The organism is Clostridium sp. FP2, assembly GCF_011065955.2.
Taxonomy (GTDB): Bacteria; Bacillota; Clostridia; order Clostridiales; family Clostridiaceae; genus Clostridium_AD; species Clostridium_AD tagluense.
In genome coordinates, this window is the sequence record NZ_JAAMNI020000001.1 from 417,449 (window position 1) to 433,132 (window position 15,684).

The 15,684-nt window shown below is 31.5% G+C and carries 12 protein-coding genes, 5 tRNA genes and 1 riboswitch; of the genes, 14 read left to right on the plus strand and 3 right to left on the minus strand.

From position 1 onward, the window contains the following. Positions 1 to 37: 37 nt before the first annotated feature. On the minus strand, positions 38 to 592 hold the full coding sequence (yyaC, locus tag G9F71_RS02010; RefSeq protein WP_124997139.1) for a spore protease YyaC: 555 nt from the start codon (positions 590 to 592) through the stop codon (positions 38 to 40). Positions 593 to 744: 152 nt separating this feature from the next. Here yyaC and G9F71_RS02015 point away from each other — a divergent pair, with 152 nt between their 5' ends. The 13 genes from G9F71_RS02015 (at position 745) to prfB (ending at position 12,929) form a co-directional block, all read left to right on the plus strand. Further along, the gene (locus G9F71_RS02015; RefSeq protein ID WP_164950418.1) at positions 745 to 1,428 is read left to right on the plus strand and encodes a hypothetical protein; all 684 of its coding nucleotides are present in this window, start codon (positions 745 to 747) and stop codon (positions 1,426 to 1,428) included. Positions 1,429 to 1,637: 209 nt separating this feature from the next. Continuing rightward, positions 1,638 to 1,712 (plus strand) — tRNA-Thr (locus G9F71_RS02020). A 5-nt stretch (positions 1,713 to 1,717) separates the two neighbouring features. Then, a tRNA-Tyr gene (locus G9F71_RS02025) sits at positions 1,718 to 1,802 on the plus strand. Between the two features lie 26 nt (positions 1,803 to 1,828). Further along, a tRNA-Val gene (locus G9F71_RS02030) sits at positions 1,829 to 1,904 on the plus strand. Between the two features lie 28 nt (positions 1,905 to 1,932). Then, positions 1,933 to 2,007 (plus strand) — tRNA-Thr (locus tag G9F71_RS02035). 5 nt (positions 2,008 to 2,012) lie between these two features. Beyond that, a tRNA-Tyr gene (locus G9F71_RS02040) sits at positions 2,013 to 2,097 on the plus strand. A 108-nt stretch (positions 2,098 to 2,205) separates the two neighbouring features. Next, positions 2,206 to 2,307: riboswitch (SAM riboswitch) on the plus strand. A gap of 87 nt (positions 2,308 to 2,394) precedes the next feature. Beyond that, positions 2,395 to 3,570, plus strand: a complete 1,176-nt coding sequence (metK, locus tag G9F71_RS02045; RefSeq protein WP_164950419.1) for a methionine adenosyltransferase — start codon at positions 2,395 to 2,397, stop codon at positions 3,568 to 3,570. A 285-nt stretch (positions 3,571 to 3,855) separates the two neighbouring features. Then, complete coding sequence (locus G9F71_RS02050; protein WP_164950420.1) at positions 3,856 to 6,099, plus strand: ATP-dependent RecD-like DNA helicase; 2,244 nt, start codon at positions 3,856 to 3,858, stop codon at positions 6,097 to 6,099. A 30-nt stretch (positions 6,100 to 6,129) separates the two neighbouring features. Then, entirely contained in the window at positions 6,130 to 7,158 is a 1,029-nt protein-coding gene (locus G9F71_RS02055; protein ID WP_164950421.1) for a hypothetical protein, read from the plus strand. Positions 7,159 to 7,232: 74 nt separating this feature from the next. Next, positions 7,233 to 7,811 (plus strand): ComF family protein, encoded by a 579-nt coding sequence (locus G9F71_RS02060; protein ID WP_164950422.1) that lies wholly within the window; start codon positions 7,233 to 7,235, stop codon positions 7,809 to 7,811. A 543-nt stretch (positions 7,812 to 8,354) separates the two neighbouring features. Further along, positions 8,355 to 8,888, plus strand: a complete 534-nt coding sequence (hpf, locus tag G9F71_RS02065) for a ribosome hibernation-promoting factor, HPF/YfiA family (RefSeq protein ID WP_164950423.1) — start codon at positions 8,355 to 8,357, stop codon at positions 8,886 to 8,888. Positions 8,889 to 9,139: 251 nt separating this feature from the next. Next, the gene (gene secA / locus G9F71_RS02070; RefSeq protein WP_164950424.1) at positions 9,140 to 11,641 is read left to right on the plus strand and encodes a preprotein translocase subunit SecA; all 2,502 of its coding nucleotides are present in this window, start codon (positions 9,140 to 9,142) and stop codon (positions 11,639 to 11,641) included. A gap of 183 nt (positions 11,642 to 11,824) precedes the next feature. Continuing rightward, a protein-coding gene (gene prfB / locus G9F71_RS02075; RefSeq protein ID WP_187353491.1) for a peptide chain release factor 2 occupies positions 11,825 to 12,929 on the plus strand; the annotation gives its coding sequence in 2 pieces (ribosomal slippage) (positions 11,825 to 11,902 and positions 11,904 to 12,929; 1,104 coding nt in all). A 116-nt stretch (positions 12,930 to 13,045) separates the two neighbouring features. Here the strand turns inward: prfB and G9F71_RS02080 are convergent. Further along, a complete protein-coding gene (locus tag G9F71_RS02080; protein ID WP_164950425.1) occupies positions 13,046 to 14,053 on the minus strand; it encodes a YeiH family protein in 1,008 nt (335 codons plus the stop codon). 152 nt (positions 14,054 to 14,205) lie between these two features. On the opposite strand from G9F71_RS02080, the gene G9F71_RS02085 reads away from it, so the two are divergent. Further along, positions 14,206 to 15,093 carry a LysR family transcriptional regulator gene (locus tag G9F71_RS02085; protein WP_164950454.1) on the plus strand — a complete coding sequence of 296 codons (888 nt, stop codon included), beginning with the start codon at positions 14,206 to 14,208 and terminating at the stop codon, positions 15,091 to 15,093. On the opposite strand, the gene dhaS is transcribed toward G9F71_RS02085, so the two are convergent. Beyond that, a complete protein-coding gene (gene dhaS, locus G9F71_RS02090; RefSeq protein ID WP_164950426.1) occupies positions 15,071 to 15,646 on the minus strand; it encodes a dihydroxyacetone kinase transcriptional activator DhaS in 576 nt (191 codons plus the stop codon). The genes G9F71_RS02085 and dhaS overlap by 23 nt on opposite strands. Positions 15,647 to 15,684 lie beyond the last annotated feature (38 nt).

Consider the following 15,684-nt stretch of genomic DNA (forward strand, 5'->3'; position numbering starts at 1 on the left):
ATATAATGCACTTTCAATTTAAAACTCTGGGTAATTATTAAATTGGATTTGAATTTTTATCTTCATTATTAAGTGAATATAAATAATATGAATGCAAAAGTGAACGGCTCAAAACAGAAGCAATTTCCATTACTAAACTAAGTCTTATGTTTCTATTAGTGAATAATTCACTATCATCACTTGAATCTACTATACCTATTAATGAAACATTACCTACTTTAGGAAGTGTTTTTCCTACACCTTTACCAGGATGAATTGGATAATTTCTAGCTTGGATTTCACCGATATTCGATATGTCTCCTAAACATGCATCTACACCTATTATAGTGCAATTCGGGTGTAGTGCATTTATTTTAGATAATTTACTATCGATGTTTAAGGCATGGATTGGGTTATCTATAGTGCCATATACAGGTAGTGGGAAGGAGCTATCTTTTAAAAATGTACCCACCAGTGGGCCGAGACAATCACCTATACATCTATCAGTGCCTATGCAAACAACTAAAGTGTTTTGGTCAATATAGTCTTTTAGAAAGTTAGAAATTGTATAGTATGCTAAAGGGTCTTTATAATGGGTTTTAGCTTTACTCAAGAAATATACCTCCTTGTATTGCGCTGTGAATAAATTATTTTCCTACCAATAATTTATATGAAAAAATTCTGTGTATTATTATGAAAAAAGAATAAAAAAGCGATAAATTGGAAAATAATCTATATATATTAATTATTTGAGGTGATATTAACATGAAGAAAAAAAATTTATTCTTTGTTATTATATTTTCTACTGTTGTAAGCATATTTAATATGTTGTATTACAGTAGCGTTGTAATTAAGGAAAAGTATTATGAAGAAAACAACCTAAGAAAACAGGTAGTAGCTGAATGTAAAAAGGTTTATATCTGCCCCGAAAATATAAACAATAACCAGGGTAAAGTGGTGAAAGAAGCTGAGGAAGAATATTCTAATGTAAGAAAAAATTTAGGAAAAGAGGATTTGGCTAAGAAGGAATTAAGCGATGAAGAAAAAGGTAGTAATAATTTGAATATAAATTCATTAAGTGAAGATATTGAGAAAAAAATGGATAAAAATATGCTAAATGACATAGATTCACTTGGGAAAGAGGATAGCCAAGAAGAATTAAATTATAATACTAAAAAGCAGGCACAATCAGTATTTAAAGTCTCGACAGGGAAAATACAAGAAAATTTAACAACTTCTGATAAGGTAAAATTACTATATGTAAGCCTTCAGTTAGGCAAAGAGAATTATAAAAAAGTGGAAGAATATTTATATGCAGTGGATGCCGAGGAAGGAGTTCTTAAAGCCCTTAAATTATTAAAAGACGATTTATCAAAAAAAGAATATGGAAAAGTGAGAAAAATAGCTGGAAAGTTTATAGATATGGATGCGGCAGAAAGACTAAAATAAATTATATTGTGGTAATTGGTATAAGAAAGAGTTATCTTTTTTTTACTGCGAATAATAAGTTGTATTAATGCTTAAAATAGAGTAAATGTGCGAATGATATAGCAATGTAGAGAAGGAATCGCTATTTGGAAGAAAATGAGCTTGAAATTAAATGATTATAGTTATATAATAATTCTTGTCGACAGGGTAAAGATACAAAAACAAAATATGCTGGCATGGCTCAACGGTAGAGCAGCTGACTTGTAATCAGCAGGTTGTAGGTTCAATTCCTATTGCCAGCTCCAAAAGTGGAGGAGTTCCCGAGTGGCCAAAGGGGGCAGACTGTAAATCTGTTACGTAATGTTTCGATGGTTCGAATCCGTCCTCCTCCACCATTTTCATTAGACTTATAATAAATTATGGGAGCATAGCTCAGCTGGGAGAGCATCTGCCTTACAAGCAGAGGGTCACAGGTTCGAACCCTGTTGTTCCCACCATAATAATCTTTTTAAAAATAAAATGTATGCTGGCATGGCTCAACGGTAGAGCAGCTGACTTGTAATCAGCAGGTTGTAGGTTCAATTCCTATTGCCAGCTCCATATATGGAGGAGTTCCCGAGTGGCCAAAGGGGGCAGACTGTAAATCTGTTACGTAATGTTTCGATGGTTCGAATCCGTCCTCCTCCACCAAAAGACATCTGTAGATGTCTTTTTTTATTTATTTAATTTTAAAGTAAATAGGAATTGTTGACACTGAAAAGCTTATGTGGTATTATAATTAAAACTTAATATTGATAACTCTTATCAAGAGAGGTGGAGGGAAAAAGGCCCTATGAAACCCGGCAACCGGTCAATGTACCATGGTGCCAATTCCTGTAGATTTATTCTGCGAGATAAGAAGGATGGTTAAAACACCTCTTCTTATAATTAGAAGGGGTTTTATTTTTTTAAAAACAAAATTTTTCCGTATTAGAAAGGAGAATTATAATGAAAAGACTATTTACATCAGAATCAGTTACAGAAGGACATCCAGATAAAATTTGTGACCAAATCTCAGATGCTATACTTGATGCTATTTTAGAGCAAGATCCTTATGCTAGAGTTGCTTGTGAAACCGCAGTTACTACAGGGATGGTTTTAGTTATGGGGGAGATAACAACTAGTTGTTATGTAGATGTTCCTAAGGTTGTTAGAAATACTATTGAAGGTATAGGATATACTAGAGCAAAATATGGATTTGATGCTAGTACTTGTGCTGTTCTAACATCTATTGGAGAACAGTCAGCAGATATAGCTCTGGGAGTTAACGAAGGATTAGAGTCTAAGAAAGGCACGCAGGATAAGATAGACTCCACAGGCGCTGGAGATCAAGGTATGATGTTTGGATTTGCAACTAATGAAACGCCGGAATACATGCCACTTCCAATTGCTATGGCTCATAGACTGGCAAGAAGATTAAGTGAAGTAAGAAAGAATGGCAAGCTGAACTATTTAAGACCAGACGGAAAGACTCAAGTTACTGTAGAGTATGAAGATAATAAGCCAGTAAGAATAGATACTATTGTTATTTCAACTCAACATGGAGAAGAAGCAACTCATGATCAAATTGAAAGTGATCTAATAGAACATGTAATAAAACCTATAGTTCCAAGTGAATTATTAGACGAAAACACTAAATATTATATAAATCCTACAGGTAGATTTGTAATTGGAGGACCGCAAGGAGACTCTGGTTTAACAGGAAGAAAAATAATAGTAGATACTTATGGCGGATACGCAAGACATGGCGGCGGCGCATTCTCTGGTAAAGACCCAACAAAGGTTGATAGATCTGCTGCATATGCTGCAAGATGGGTTGCTAAAAACTTAGTAGCAGCAGGAGTTTCAGAAAAATTAGAGATTCAGTTAGCTTATGCTATAGGGGTAGCTAAACCGGTATCTATAGAAGTTGAAACTTTTGGAACAGGAAAAATTGAAGATGATAAAATTGTTGAAATAATCGGAAAAGTATTCGATTTAAGGCCAGCTGTTATTATAAGAGAATTAGACCTTCGAAAACCTATTTATAAGCAGACAGCAGCTTATGGACATTTTGGAAGAATAGATTTAGACCTTTCCTGGGAAAGACTAAACAAGGTTGAACAAATAAAAAAATATTTATAAAATAAAATAGAAAATATTTATAATGAAAAGAGGGATAACAATTATTAATTGTTATCCCTCTTTTTTCTAAGTAATAAAAAAGTTTACTCCAAGACAATTGAGATAATTATAAATATATTAAATTTTATTTTATTATGTGGATTATTAAATGGTATTTTGATAAAACTTAAGATAGGGGTATACTGAAGGTGAAAAACGTAAAGTACATATGATATAATAAGAACAATACTTATATTAATATTAATAGTATTGCTACTGTATAAATTTATAAATAGGGGAGATTTTATGCCAGAAATACAAGGAATCATAGAAGATATAGTATTTCACAATGAAGAAAATGGGTATATTATTGCTCATTTGCATGCTGTAAAGCAGCAAATAACCGTTGTAGGAATTGTACCCTACATAAGTGAAGGTCAAAATTTGAAATTAACGGGAGAATGGGTTAATCATCCTCAATTTGGAAAGCAATTTAGAATAGTTTCCTGTGAGGAAATAATACCTAGTTCTATTGCAGGTATAGAAAAATATTTAGCTTCAGGAGTTATTCAAGGAATTGGACCAGTAACTGCTAAAAAAATTGTAAAGCACTTTGGAGAAAATACCATGAATATACTAGATAATGAAATCCAAAGGCTAAGGGAAATTGATGGTGTAGGAGAAAAAAAGATTAAATTAATTTTGGAATCTTATTCTAAGCAACGAGAAGTTAAAAACATAATGATATTTCTTCAAACCTATGGAGTAACACCTAATCAATGCGTTAAGATTTATAAAAAATATGGAGGAGACGCTATAAAGGTAGTACAAGATAATCCATATGTGTTAACAGAAACTATTGCTGGCGTAGGATTTAAAATTGCTGATAAGATAGCTCGAAGTTTAGGTATTGACAAAGAATCACCTTTTAGAATACAAAGTGGAATTAATTATGTTGTTAATGAATTTTGTGCTATGGGAAATACTTATATGCCCCTGGTCAGGTTACATAAGGAAGCTAAAAACATTCTTGGAGTTTCCGAAGAAGAAATTGAGAAGAATATTTTTGACAATGTTGTGCAGGGAAAATTGAAAGTGGAAAATATTGAAGAAGAAAAATGTGTATTCACTATGCCTTTCTACTATTGTGAATTAAGTATTACTAAAAAAGTTATAAATTTATCTATAGCAAAATATGAAAAATTAGATTTAGACATTGAAGAGGAAATTGAAAAATTTGAAAGTGAAAAAAATATAAAATTTGCAATGTCTCAAAAAGCTGCTATTTGTGGTGCTGCGGCAAATAGTATAGAGGTTATAACTGGAGGTCCTGGAACAGGCAAAACTACTATAATCAATTGTATTATAGATGTGTTTGAAAAAGCGGGAATGAAAGTATTTATGGCTGCGCCTACTGGGAGGGCGGCTAAAAGAATGACAGAAGCTACTGGTAGGGAAGCTAAAACTATACATAGGTTACTCGAGCTTGGAATGGGCGGCGATGATGGGTCGCAGTTTTTTAGAGGCGAGGAGACACCTTTAGATTGTGATGTGCTAATTATCGATGAAGCTTCTATGATAGATATAATGCTTATGAATAGTTTATTAAAAGCTATCAGCATAGGAACTAGACTTATAATTGTGGGTGATGTTGATCAATTGCCATCTGTGGGTCCAGGGAATGTATTAAGGGACATAATTGATAGCAACTGCGTTAAAGTAGTTAAGCTTAAGGAGATTTTTAGGCAAGCTAGGGAAAGTATGATTATTGTAAATGCTCATAAAATTAATAATGGTGAAATGCCTATCTTAAACAAAAAGGATAAGGACTTTTATTTTATTGAAAATGATGAGCCAGACAAAATTTTAGACAGTATAATCACGTTAATTAATACAAGGCTTCCGAAATTCAACAAAGAGTGGGACAAAATGAAACATATTCAAATACTTTCACCTATGAGAAAAGGAATACTAGGTATAGAAAATTTAAATGAAAAGCTTCAGGCAATATTGAATCCTAAGTCTAAATATAAGAAAGAAAAGGAATATAGGAATACTATATTTAGGGTAGGGGACAAGGTCATGCAAGTTAAGAATAATTATTCTATGAAATGGAATAAATTGAGTGCAAATCATGAAAAAGATGGCGTTGGAATTTTTAATGGGGATGTAGGGTATGTTTGCGATATCGATGAAGATAATGAAAATGTCATTGTAGTTTTTGATGACGATAAGCGGGTAGAATATGAGGGAGTATTTTTAGATGAACTAACTTTAGCTTATGCTATTACTATACATAAAAGTCAAGGTAGTGAGTTTGAAGTTGTAATTATGCCTATGTTTATGGGACCACCACTTTTAATGAACAGAAATTTGCTTTATACAGGAATAACTAGGGCGAAAAACATGGTTGTTTTAGTGGGAAAAATAAAAGCTATTAATTTTATGAAGGATAATAATAGAAGTTTTGAAAGATATTCTGCGCTAGGATGGAGAATAAGAGAAATAGTAGATGCGGATTTAAGCCATGATGAAAATCAGCACAATTAAATTAATATTTAGCTGTAAAGGAGATTTTACATGTATTTCTACGCAAATTTAAACCTTAGTAAGGAAAAAGATGAAATTAGCAAAGAAATTTTAAACTGTTCATTAAATGGCAAAAAAAGAATTGATGTTGTGTCCATGTTTTATAATTCCTCTGATATATTGCTTGAAACTATAATTGCATATGCTAATGAAAAGAAAAATATATTGTATATAACTAACGAAGATGTGCGCAAAATTGATATTATTTACTTTATAGATAATTTTAGTAATTTAGGAAAATATGTATGTACCAGTGGAGCAAATTATAGCAGTGTCAATGAGCATTTATATATATGCAATCATGAAAGTGCATTAGGACTCCAAGAAAAATTTGATTTGGTTATTTATAATGAGATTAGAAATTTTCCTAAATATAACAAACAACAAATAAAAAAAATATTATTGAAAATGTGCAGTGTAGAAGGTACAGCTATAGCTTTTTCCGTAGAGAATATTTTAGGTGGAGGTGCAACTATTATATTTCCGTTAACAAATAATAAAATTCCAATTATAGAGCCTAGAATTATAACTACTAGAATAAATCTTAATATTGACATACCTTTGGTAGTTTATGAATATCTAAATTGGTCAATTATATCTAATAGAAAAGTAATAATTTTTACGCCAGACGCCGAAAAAGCTACTACTGTATTTAAGTATTTAAGCAATTTGAAAGAAAAGTTGAGTGAGAATTTATTTTTATATATTAGTAAAAAAAGTGATGCGAGTATTCCCATAGTGTTTATGAATAAAGATAAGGGAATAATAGTAACTAATGACTTTGAAGAAAGCTATCTAGAATTCCATGCGGTGGATGTTATAGTCTATTTTGCTGATAATATCAAATTTAATCATAAGCAACTGTTATATCTATCAAGTAAGGTTGGAAGATATGAAAATATACAAAGGGGTGAGGCGATATTTTTAGCTAATGTTGAAACTACGCAAATGGATAAGGCTCAAAATATAGCTAGAAAATTTAATGAGAAAGCGTGGGAAAAAGGATTATTAAATATATAAAAAATTTAATTTATTGTTTAGTTCAGCTTATATATTCAGGTGATGAAAATTGTGTGATCTGCAATGAATATACCATGGAGTGCGAACCATTATGCACTCATTGTAGGAAAAAATTAAGGCGATGCACCGAAAGCTTTTATATATGCCATAATGAAGAAAAATATCTTGTTTGGTCAGTGTTTTATTATTCAAATATAGTAAAAGAGTTAATTATCAGGCTAAAATATAAAAGCGATTTTGCATGTGGAGAAATTTTAGCAAAATACATGCTAGAACTTGTAAAAAGCAATGAACTAAAGTTTGACTTAATAGCTTACGTACCCATGACTAAAAAAGCACAAAAAAATAGAGGCTATAACCAAAGTGAGTTTTTGGCAAATTATTTATCAAGGTTTCTAGATATACCCGTATTTTGTAATTTAATTAAAACTATGGATACTAAGGATCAAATAGGTCTAAGTGGTGAAGAGCGTTGGAGTAACATGGAAAAATGTTTTGAGATTAAAGAAAATAAATTTATAAAAAATAAAAATATTTTAATAGTTGATGATGTTATGACTACTGGGGCTACAGCCTTTAATTGTGCACACAGGTTAAAAGAAAGTGGAATAAATAATGTTTGCATATTGACTATAGCCAAAAGTAAGGTATAATACTTATTGTAGTAAGTTAGGTTTGTGGTTGAAAGTCGATGCCAGTCGCAGGCGAAACGATCCACGTAAGTTAAACAAAGTTTAGCGAGCATGGTGCGGCTTAGAGGTTAGTCCTGCCGTTTAGTAGACGAGAGTGTAAGTAGTGAGAGGTTAATTCCGGGTAGCAAAAGCTCCAGCAGGCGAGTGTGGGGTCAAAGACCAGGTCAACTAACTTAATACATAAAAACTCCTAATATCATATTAGGAGTTTTTATTTTTTTTTGCATATAAGAATATATATATATTTAATTCAATATGTTTTTTTGAAAATTCGTGTAATTTAACTATACCATAAGGTGAGCCTATAAACAATGTACAATATACGTAAATAAACAGGGGAATAATAAGCAATATTGTGATAACATGCTTTAAATTGCAATAATATTATGTAAATTCTGATTTTAATGGTTGCTATTTAGTATTAAAAGTAATATTATAGAAATACACTATATAACATGCTTAGCAATCTAGCATTGTATAGATATTAGAAAGGGGCTGGACAGTATGAAAGTTAGAATAATAGGAAAAAACATAGAGATAACAGAGGCCTTGAAAAATATTATGGAAAAGAAAATATCTAGATTCGATAAGTATTTTAATCCGGATGTTGAAGCTCAGATAACTTTGGGTGTTCATAAGAATAGACATACTATAGAGGTTACAATTCCTTTTAATGAAGTTGTTTTAAGAGCAGAAGAGGAAAATGAAGATATGTATACTTCATTAGATCTTGTTGTTGATAAATTAGAAGGACAAATTAGAAAACATAAAACAAAATTAGAAAAAAGAAATCGTGGAACTTCTCTTAAGTTTAAGGGTATACCATTATATAGTAGTAGCCAAGAAGAAGACCTGGATCCTAAGATAGTAAAGACAAAGAAATTTGCATTTAAGCCTATGTCAGCAGAGGAAGCAGTACTTCAAATGGAGCTCGTTGGTCATAGCTTTTTCGTATATATGAGTGATGAAACATCAGAAGTGCACGTAGTATATAAAAGAAAAGATGGGAATTATGGATTGATAGAGCCAGAATTTTAATACTTATTAAAAGGACTAAAGTAAGGATAAACTTACTTTAGTCCTTTTTTATTTAAAAAATATGATAGCTTTTCAAAATCATTTTTTAAACCTGCATTCTACACAATATGACAATGGAAGAATATTAACAATAATTTTACAATTAACAAGTCATATAAGTTGAATACGAGCAAATTAAGTGGTATAATTTAAATAATATATTTAGGAATTATTAATAGGAATTATTAATAGGAATAGTGAGGATGGAAATTATGAAATTTTTCAATAAGTTATTTGGTAGTTATAGTGATAGAGAAATAAAAAGGATAATTTCAACAGTAGATAAGATAGAAGAATTAGATGCAAAAATGACTAGCTTAACTGATGAAGAGCTTAAGGCGAAAACAGCAGAATTTAAGACTAGGCTAAGTAATGGAGAGACTTTGGATGATATATTACCTGAAGCCTTTGCAGCAGTAAGAGAAGCTTCATGGAGAGTTCTTAACATGAAGCATTTTAGAGTGCAATTAATAGGTGGTATAATACTACACCAAGGAAGAATAACTGAAATGAGAACTGGTGAAGGAAAGACACTAGTGGCTACACTCCCATCATATTTAAATGCGTTGACAGAAAAGGGTGTCCACATAGTTACAGTTAATGACTATCTTGCAAAAAGAGATAGAGATGAGATGGGGAGAATACATGAATTTTTAGGACTTACTGTGGGAGTAATTATTCATGATTTAGACCAAACTCAAAGACAAGAGGCCTATAATTCAGATATAACTTATGGAACAAATAATGAATTTGGATTCGATTATTTAAGAGATAATATGGTTGTTTATAAAGAAGAAAGAGTTCAAAGAAAACTAAATTTTGTAGTGGTGGATGAGGTTGACTCCATATTAATAGATGAAGCTAGAACACCCCTTATAATATCTGGAGAAGGAGAAAAATCTACAGATTTTTATAAAGTAGCAGATTATTTTGTTAAGGGACTTGTGAAGGAAGAAGACTATACTATAGATGAAAAAGCTAGTGCGGTTATAATGTCTGATGTTGGTATAGACAAAGCAGAAAAATATTTCCACTTAGAAAATTATGCTGATGCAGAAAATATGAATGTACAACATCATGTGGTTCAGGCTTTAAAAGCAAACTATATCATGAGAAAAGATAAAGATTACATGGATAAAGATGGAGAAGTTATAATTGTAGATGAGTTTACTGGAAGACTTATGGAAGGCCGGAGATACAGTGATGGACTTCACCAAGCTATTGAAGCAAAAGAAGGCGTTAAAATTGAAAAAGAGTCAAAAACTCTTGCTACAATTACCTTCCAAAACTATTTTAGAATGTATAATAAGTTATCAGGTATGACTGGTACTGCACTTACAGAAGAAAATGAATTTAGAGAAATATATGGACTTGACGTATTAGTAATACCTACTAATAGGCCACTGGCGAGAGTTGATAATGCAGATTTAGTTTATAAAACTGTTAAGGGAAAATATAAGGCTATAGTAGATGAAATAGTTGAGACATATAAAATTAAGCAACCTGTTCTTGTAGGTACTGTTAGTATAGAGAAATCAGAATTATTATCTGAAATGCTTAAAAGGCGTGGAATTCCTCATCAAGTACTTAACGCTAAATATCATGAAAAAGAAGCTGATATAATATCCCATGCAGGAGCACTTGGCATGGTTACTATAGCAACTAATATGGCAGGTCGTGGTACGGATATTAAGCTTGAAGATGGAGTTGTTGAAGCTGGAGGACTCAAGATAATTGGAACTGAAAGACATGAATCTAGACGTATTGATAATCAGCTTAGAGGACGTTCTGGTCGTCAAGGAGATGTAGGAAGCTCAAGATTTTACATATCACTAGAAGATGATTTAATGAGAATATTTGGTTCAGAAAGACTTCAAGGAGTAGTAGAAAAATTAGGTTTAACTGATGAAGATGCTATCGAAAGTAAAATGGTAAGTGGAGCTATAGAAAGTGCTCAAAAGAAAGTTGAAGGAAATAATTTTGATATAAGAAAGAATGTTGTTCAATACGATGATGTAATGAATCAACAAAGAGAAATAATATATAGACAAAGAACAGAGGTTCTTCAAGGAGAAAACATAAAAGATCAAGTTGAAGAAATGATAAAAGATGTTGTTTTAACTGCAGTGGAATCTCATATTACGGGCATAGAGGAAAGTTTTGATGAGGAATTAGTAAAATTAATTAATTTCCTTGAACAAATATATCTTCCGAAGGGTATTGTTTCAATAGAAGAATTGGGTAAAACATCTAATGAAGAAATTAAGACTACTCTTTTAGACATAGCTGTGAAAATGTATGCCGAGAAAGAAGAACATTTCGGTGAGGAACAAATGAGAGAAGTTGAAAGAGTTATTCTTCTAAGGGTTGTAGACAGCAAATGGATGGACCATATTGATGATATGGAGCATTTAAAGCAAGGTATTGGACTTAGAGCTTATAAGCAACAAGATCCATCACAAGCCTACCAAATGGAAGGTAGCGATATGTTTGCTGAAATGATTGAAAACATAAAGACGGAAACAGTTAAATACTTATTCCACGTGCAAATAGAAAAAGCACCTGAAAGAGAAATGGTTGCCAAGATTACATCAACCAATCATGATGATTCCGCTAAAAAAGAGCCAAATAAAAAAGAAGTTAAACCAGGAAGAAATGATGACTGTTCTTGTGGGTCAGGGAAGAAATATAAAAACTGCTGTGGCAGAGGCTAATAATTATTAGTTGTTTCGGAGAACTTAGCAAGGGTTAGTAATTCTGGATAAAATAAGGAATAGTAATAGTTGAAAATTGACAGATGACAGTTGACAGTTGACAGTTAATAAAATTTTTCCCAGTGGAAAAACTAAAACTAAACTGTTTACTGTCAATTTTTAATTAAAAAAGGGGTGCAATAATTGATAGTACAAATAGAAGAAATAGTAAGTGAATTAAATGTAGTAAAAGTTAACGTAGAAGAAATCAGGGTGTCTCTTTGACATAACAACATTGGAAAAAGAATTAAGAGAGTTTGAATTTAAAATGCAAGAAACTAGTTTTTGGGATGATACTGACCTAGCACAAGAAATTGCTCAGAAAGCTAAGTCGATTAAAGACAAAATTGATAGATTTAACCTATTGATCAGTAAAATAGAGGACTTAGATGTGCTTATTGAGCTTAGTACAGAGGAAGAAGATGATTCCTCTATAGGAGAAATAAAAAGCGAATTAAGAGATGTAGCCCATGATATTGACAGGTTTAGGATAGAAATTTTACTGTCTGGAAAATATGATATAAATAATGCTATTTTAACCCTTCACAACGGTGCAGGTGGAAATGATGCTCAAGATTGGACAGAAATGCTGTATAGGATGTACTCAAGATGGTGTGAAAAGAAGGGATATAAAATTGAAGTTTTAGATTATCAGCCCTCTGATGAGGCAGGTATTAAAGCAGTTACATTAAAAATAACTGGTGAGTTTGCCTATGGATATCTAAAAGCTGAAAAGGGAGTGCATAGACTTGTAAGAATTTCACCCTTTAATGCAAATGGAAAAAGACAAACTTCCTTTGCTTCTTGCGAAGTGCTTCCAGAGCTAACTGAAAGTCAAGATATCGATATAAGACCTGATGACCTCAGAATAGACACTTACAGGTCTGGTGGTGCTGGAGGTCAACATGTAAATAAAACTGAGTCAGCAATAAGGATTACGCATATACCTACGGGCATAGTAGTTCAGTGTCAAAATGAAAGAAGTCAGCATAGTAATAAACAAACTGCAATGAAGATGCTTATGGCAAAACTTTTAGATTTAAAGGAAAGAGCTAAAAAGGATAGAATTGAAGATTTAACTGGAGATTTAAAAGATAATGGCTGGGGAAGTCAAATTAGATCTTATGTATTTCACCCGTATAATTTGGTTAAAGACCATAGAACTAATACAGAAATGGGAAATGTAGATGCGGTTATGGATGGGGATATAGATATTTTCATCGAAGAGTACCTTAGAATGAATAAATAAAATAATCCGGTAGAATATTTAATTATTCTACCGGATTATTTTATTTAAGACATACGTGATAATTAAGTAGAAAGGGTGAATTTAAAAATATTAGTGGAACATGAAAATGTAGGTTTTTACATTTGTTTTGTTATAACTTGCACAGCTATACTAACAATGGCAACTGTAAACCAGACTATAAGACCTAAAAAGATAGGCTTAACACCATTTTTCATCATTTTCTTAAAGTCAGAGGATAAGCCTATAGCTGAAAGAGCCATTACTATCATAAATTTGCCCAAAGTATTTATGTAAGATATGCTGTTTCCTTTAAATAATCCTAAAGTATTTAATAGTGAAGCTACTAAAAACCATAATATGAACCAAGGAAATATTTTACTTATGCTGAAATTAACAGTATTATCGATTTTTGCTTCTTTTTTCTTTTTAAAAGCAACTACGATACTAAATATAATTGAAATGGGTATGATTAAAGTAGCTCTTGTAAGTTTAACTATAGTTGCATAGCTTCCTGCTGCATTACTATAAGCGTAACCCGCAGCAACCACTGAGGAAGTGTCATTAATAGCAGTACCAGCCCAAAGTCCAAAGGCTTTATCGGAAAAATGAAGTAAATGGCCAAGGGGTGGGAAAATAAGAACTGCAATAATATTAAATAAAAATATAGTAGAAATTGAGTATGCTATTTCCATTTCATCAGCTTCTATTATAGGAGCTATTGCAGCAATGGCGGAGCCTCCGCATATGGCAGTACCTACACCGATTAAAGATTTTAGCTTTGAAGGAATGCCTAGTAATTTCCCGAAGACATAAGCCGATATAAAGGCTGCAGATAAGGTGAAAAACGTAACAGATAATGAATCCATACCTGTTTGTAATACCTTAGTAAAACTTAATCCGGCACCAAGCACAATTATTGCCCATTGAAGTATTTTTTTAGAAGTGAAGCCTATCCCTTTTAAAGTATTTTTGGGTTTTCCAATTACATTATTTATAATAATACCTAAAACGATACCAAATACAGGGCCACCAACTATTGGTAAAATACTTCCTAGCCAGGTGGAAATAAGTGCTATAACAAATGCAAATAGTATTCCTTGAATGTTTTGTTTAAACCAATTCATAATAACGTCTCCTCATCTTTTATCCTTGTCACTTACTAATAATAATAATACCAGTTTAAATTAAAATCAAATTATAAATGCTTATACAAGTATAAGCATTTGTTATATGTTATCATAAGATATAACAAATTATTATGATTGGAGAGATAAATTTGCTAGATATTAGACTTGTAACATTCATAACCCTTGCCAGCACTAAAAGTTTTACAAAATCAGCAGCACTATTAAATATAACTCAACCAGCTGTATCACAGCATATAAAATTTTTAGAGGAAAGCTATGAAGTTCGTCTTATTGTAAAACAGGGCAAGGGCTTTAATTTAACGCAGGAGGGCTTAATCTTATTAAAATACGCTGAGCAAATAGATGTATTATATAGAAGGTTAGAAATGAATTTAAAGAATAAATCAGCAAGCATAAAAACCTATAATATAGGTGCTAGTATGACAATTGGAGGCTATGTTTTACCCTATTTATTAGGCGAGCATAAGAAATTATATGAAAACATAGATATTTTGCTCCAAGTAAATAATACAGAAGAAATATTAAAAAAACTAGTAAATGGAAAAATCGATTTTGCAATGATTGAAGGATTATTTGATAAAAATAAATTTAAGTATAAGAAATTTAAAGAGGATGAATTAGTTCTAGCTGTTTCAAAAGATCATGCTTTTGCAAAAGCAAAGGAAGTTGATATAGAAGATGTAATTAATGGTAATCTTATATTAAGAGAAAAAGGGTCAGGAACTAGAGATATATTAGAAAATAGTCTTATTAAACTTGGTTATGAACTAAATGATTTAAAGGGTTATATGGAAATAGGAAGTATTAGCGCAATTAAATCTTTAGTTGAGTTAAATCTTGGGTATACAATTATATCAAGAGAAAGTATAAGGAAAGAGCTTAAAATCGGAACTATAAAAGAAGTTGCAATTGTGGGGTTTCATATCAAAAGAGAATTTAATTTTGTTTATTTGTACCAAGAAAAATTTATTGAGGAGTTTATGGATTTTTGTTTTAAATTTCTTTATGATAAGTAGCATATCTAGTTAAAGCACTTAGCATACTTCCTTCAATCATTTCATTTAGGTTGCCTACAACTGTTTTTGGGGATTCCCTCATGCTATTTTTTATCCATTGGACGGTTATACCTACAAAAGCATAGGTGTAGAAATCTGCAATAAAGTTTTTATCTTTGTCTGAAACTTTTATTTTTGAGGATATATCGTTTATTACTCCCATAATAAGATCATAGGTTTTTTCAAAAAGATATCCATCAAATGCATTTTGGCCTGGAGTATTAAGGGCGTTAATATAAAAAGATTTATTACTCAAAAAATAAACTAAAGTTTTATACATGCCATCAGTCCAATGGGCATAGTTTTTACAATTATCTATATTTTCTATTGCCTCAGTATAATAAATCCAATTTACAAGATCAAATTTATCTTTAAAGTGATAATAAAAGGTTTGTCTGTTAATTCCACAGTTATCCACAATTTCTTGTATTGATAATTTGGATAATGGGATTGTTTCCATTAATTTTTTAATTGATAAGGCAAGAGCTTTTTTTGTTAGCTGTGATCCTGACATTATTTTCACCTACAAGCATAAGTATTAATAAAAGATAA

Excerpts from the sequence above, each read along its gene's own strand:
- G9F71_RS02015 (WP_164950418.1), top strand. The coding sequence starts at position 745 with ATGAAGAAAAAAAATTTATTCTTTGTTATTATATTTTCTACTGTTGTA.
- metK (WP_164950419.1), top strand. The coding sequence starts at position 2,395 with ATGAAAAGACTATTTACATCAGAATCAGTTACAGAAGGACATCCAGAT.
- G9F71_RS02050 (WP_164950420.1), top strand. The coding sequence starts at position 3,856 with ATGCCAGAAATACAAGGAATCATAGAAGATATAGTATTTCACAATGAA.
- G9F71_RS02055 (WP_164950421.1), top strand. The coding sequence starts at position 6,130 with ATGTATTTCTACGCAAATTTAAACCTTAGTAAGGAAAAAGATGAAATT.
- G9F71_RS02060 (WP_164950422.1), top strand. The coding sequence starts at position 7,233 with ATGGAGTGCGAACCATTATGCACTCATTGTAGGAAAAAATTAAGGCGA.
- hpf (WP_164950423.1), top strand. The coding sequence starts at position 8,355 with ATGAAAGTTAGAATAATAGGAAAAAACATAGAGATAACAGAGGCCTTG.
- secA (WP_164950424.1), top strand. The coding sequence starts at position 9,140 with ATGAAATTTTTCAATAAGTTATTTGGTAGTTATAGTGATAGAGAAATA.
- G9F71_RS02080 (WP_164950425.1), bottom strand. The coding sequence starts at position 14,053 with ATGAATTGGTTTAAACAAAACATTCAAGGAATACTATTTGCATTTGTT.
- dhaS (WP_164950426.1), bottom strand. The coding sequence starts at position 15,646 with ATGTCAGGATCACAGCTAACAAAAAAAGCTCTTGCCTTATCAATTAAA.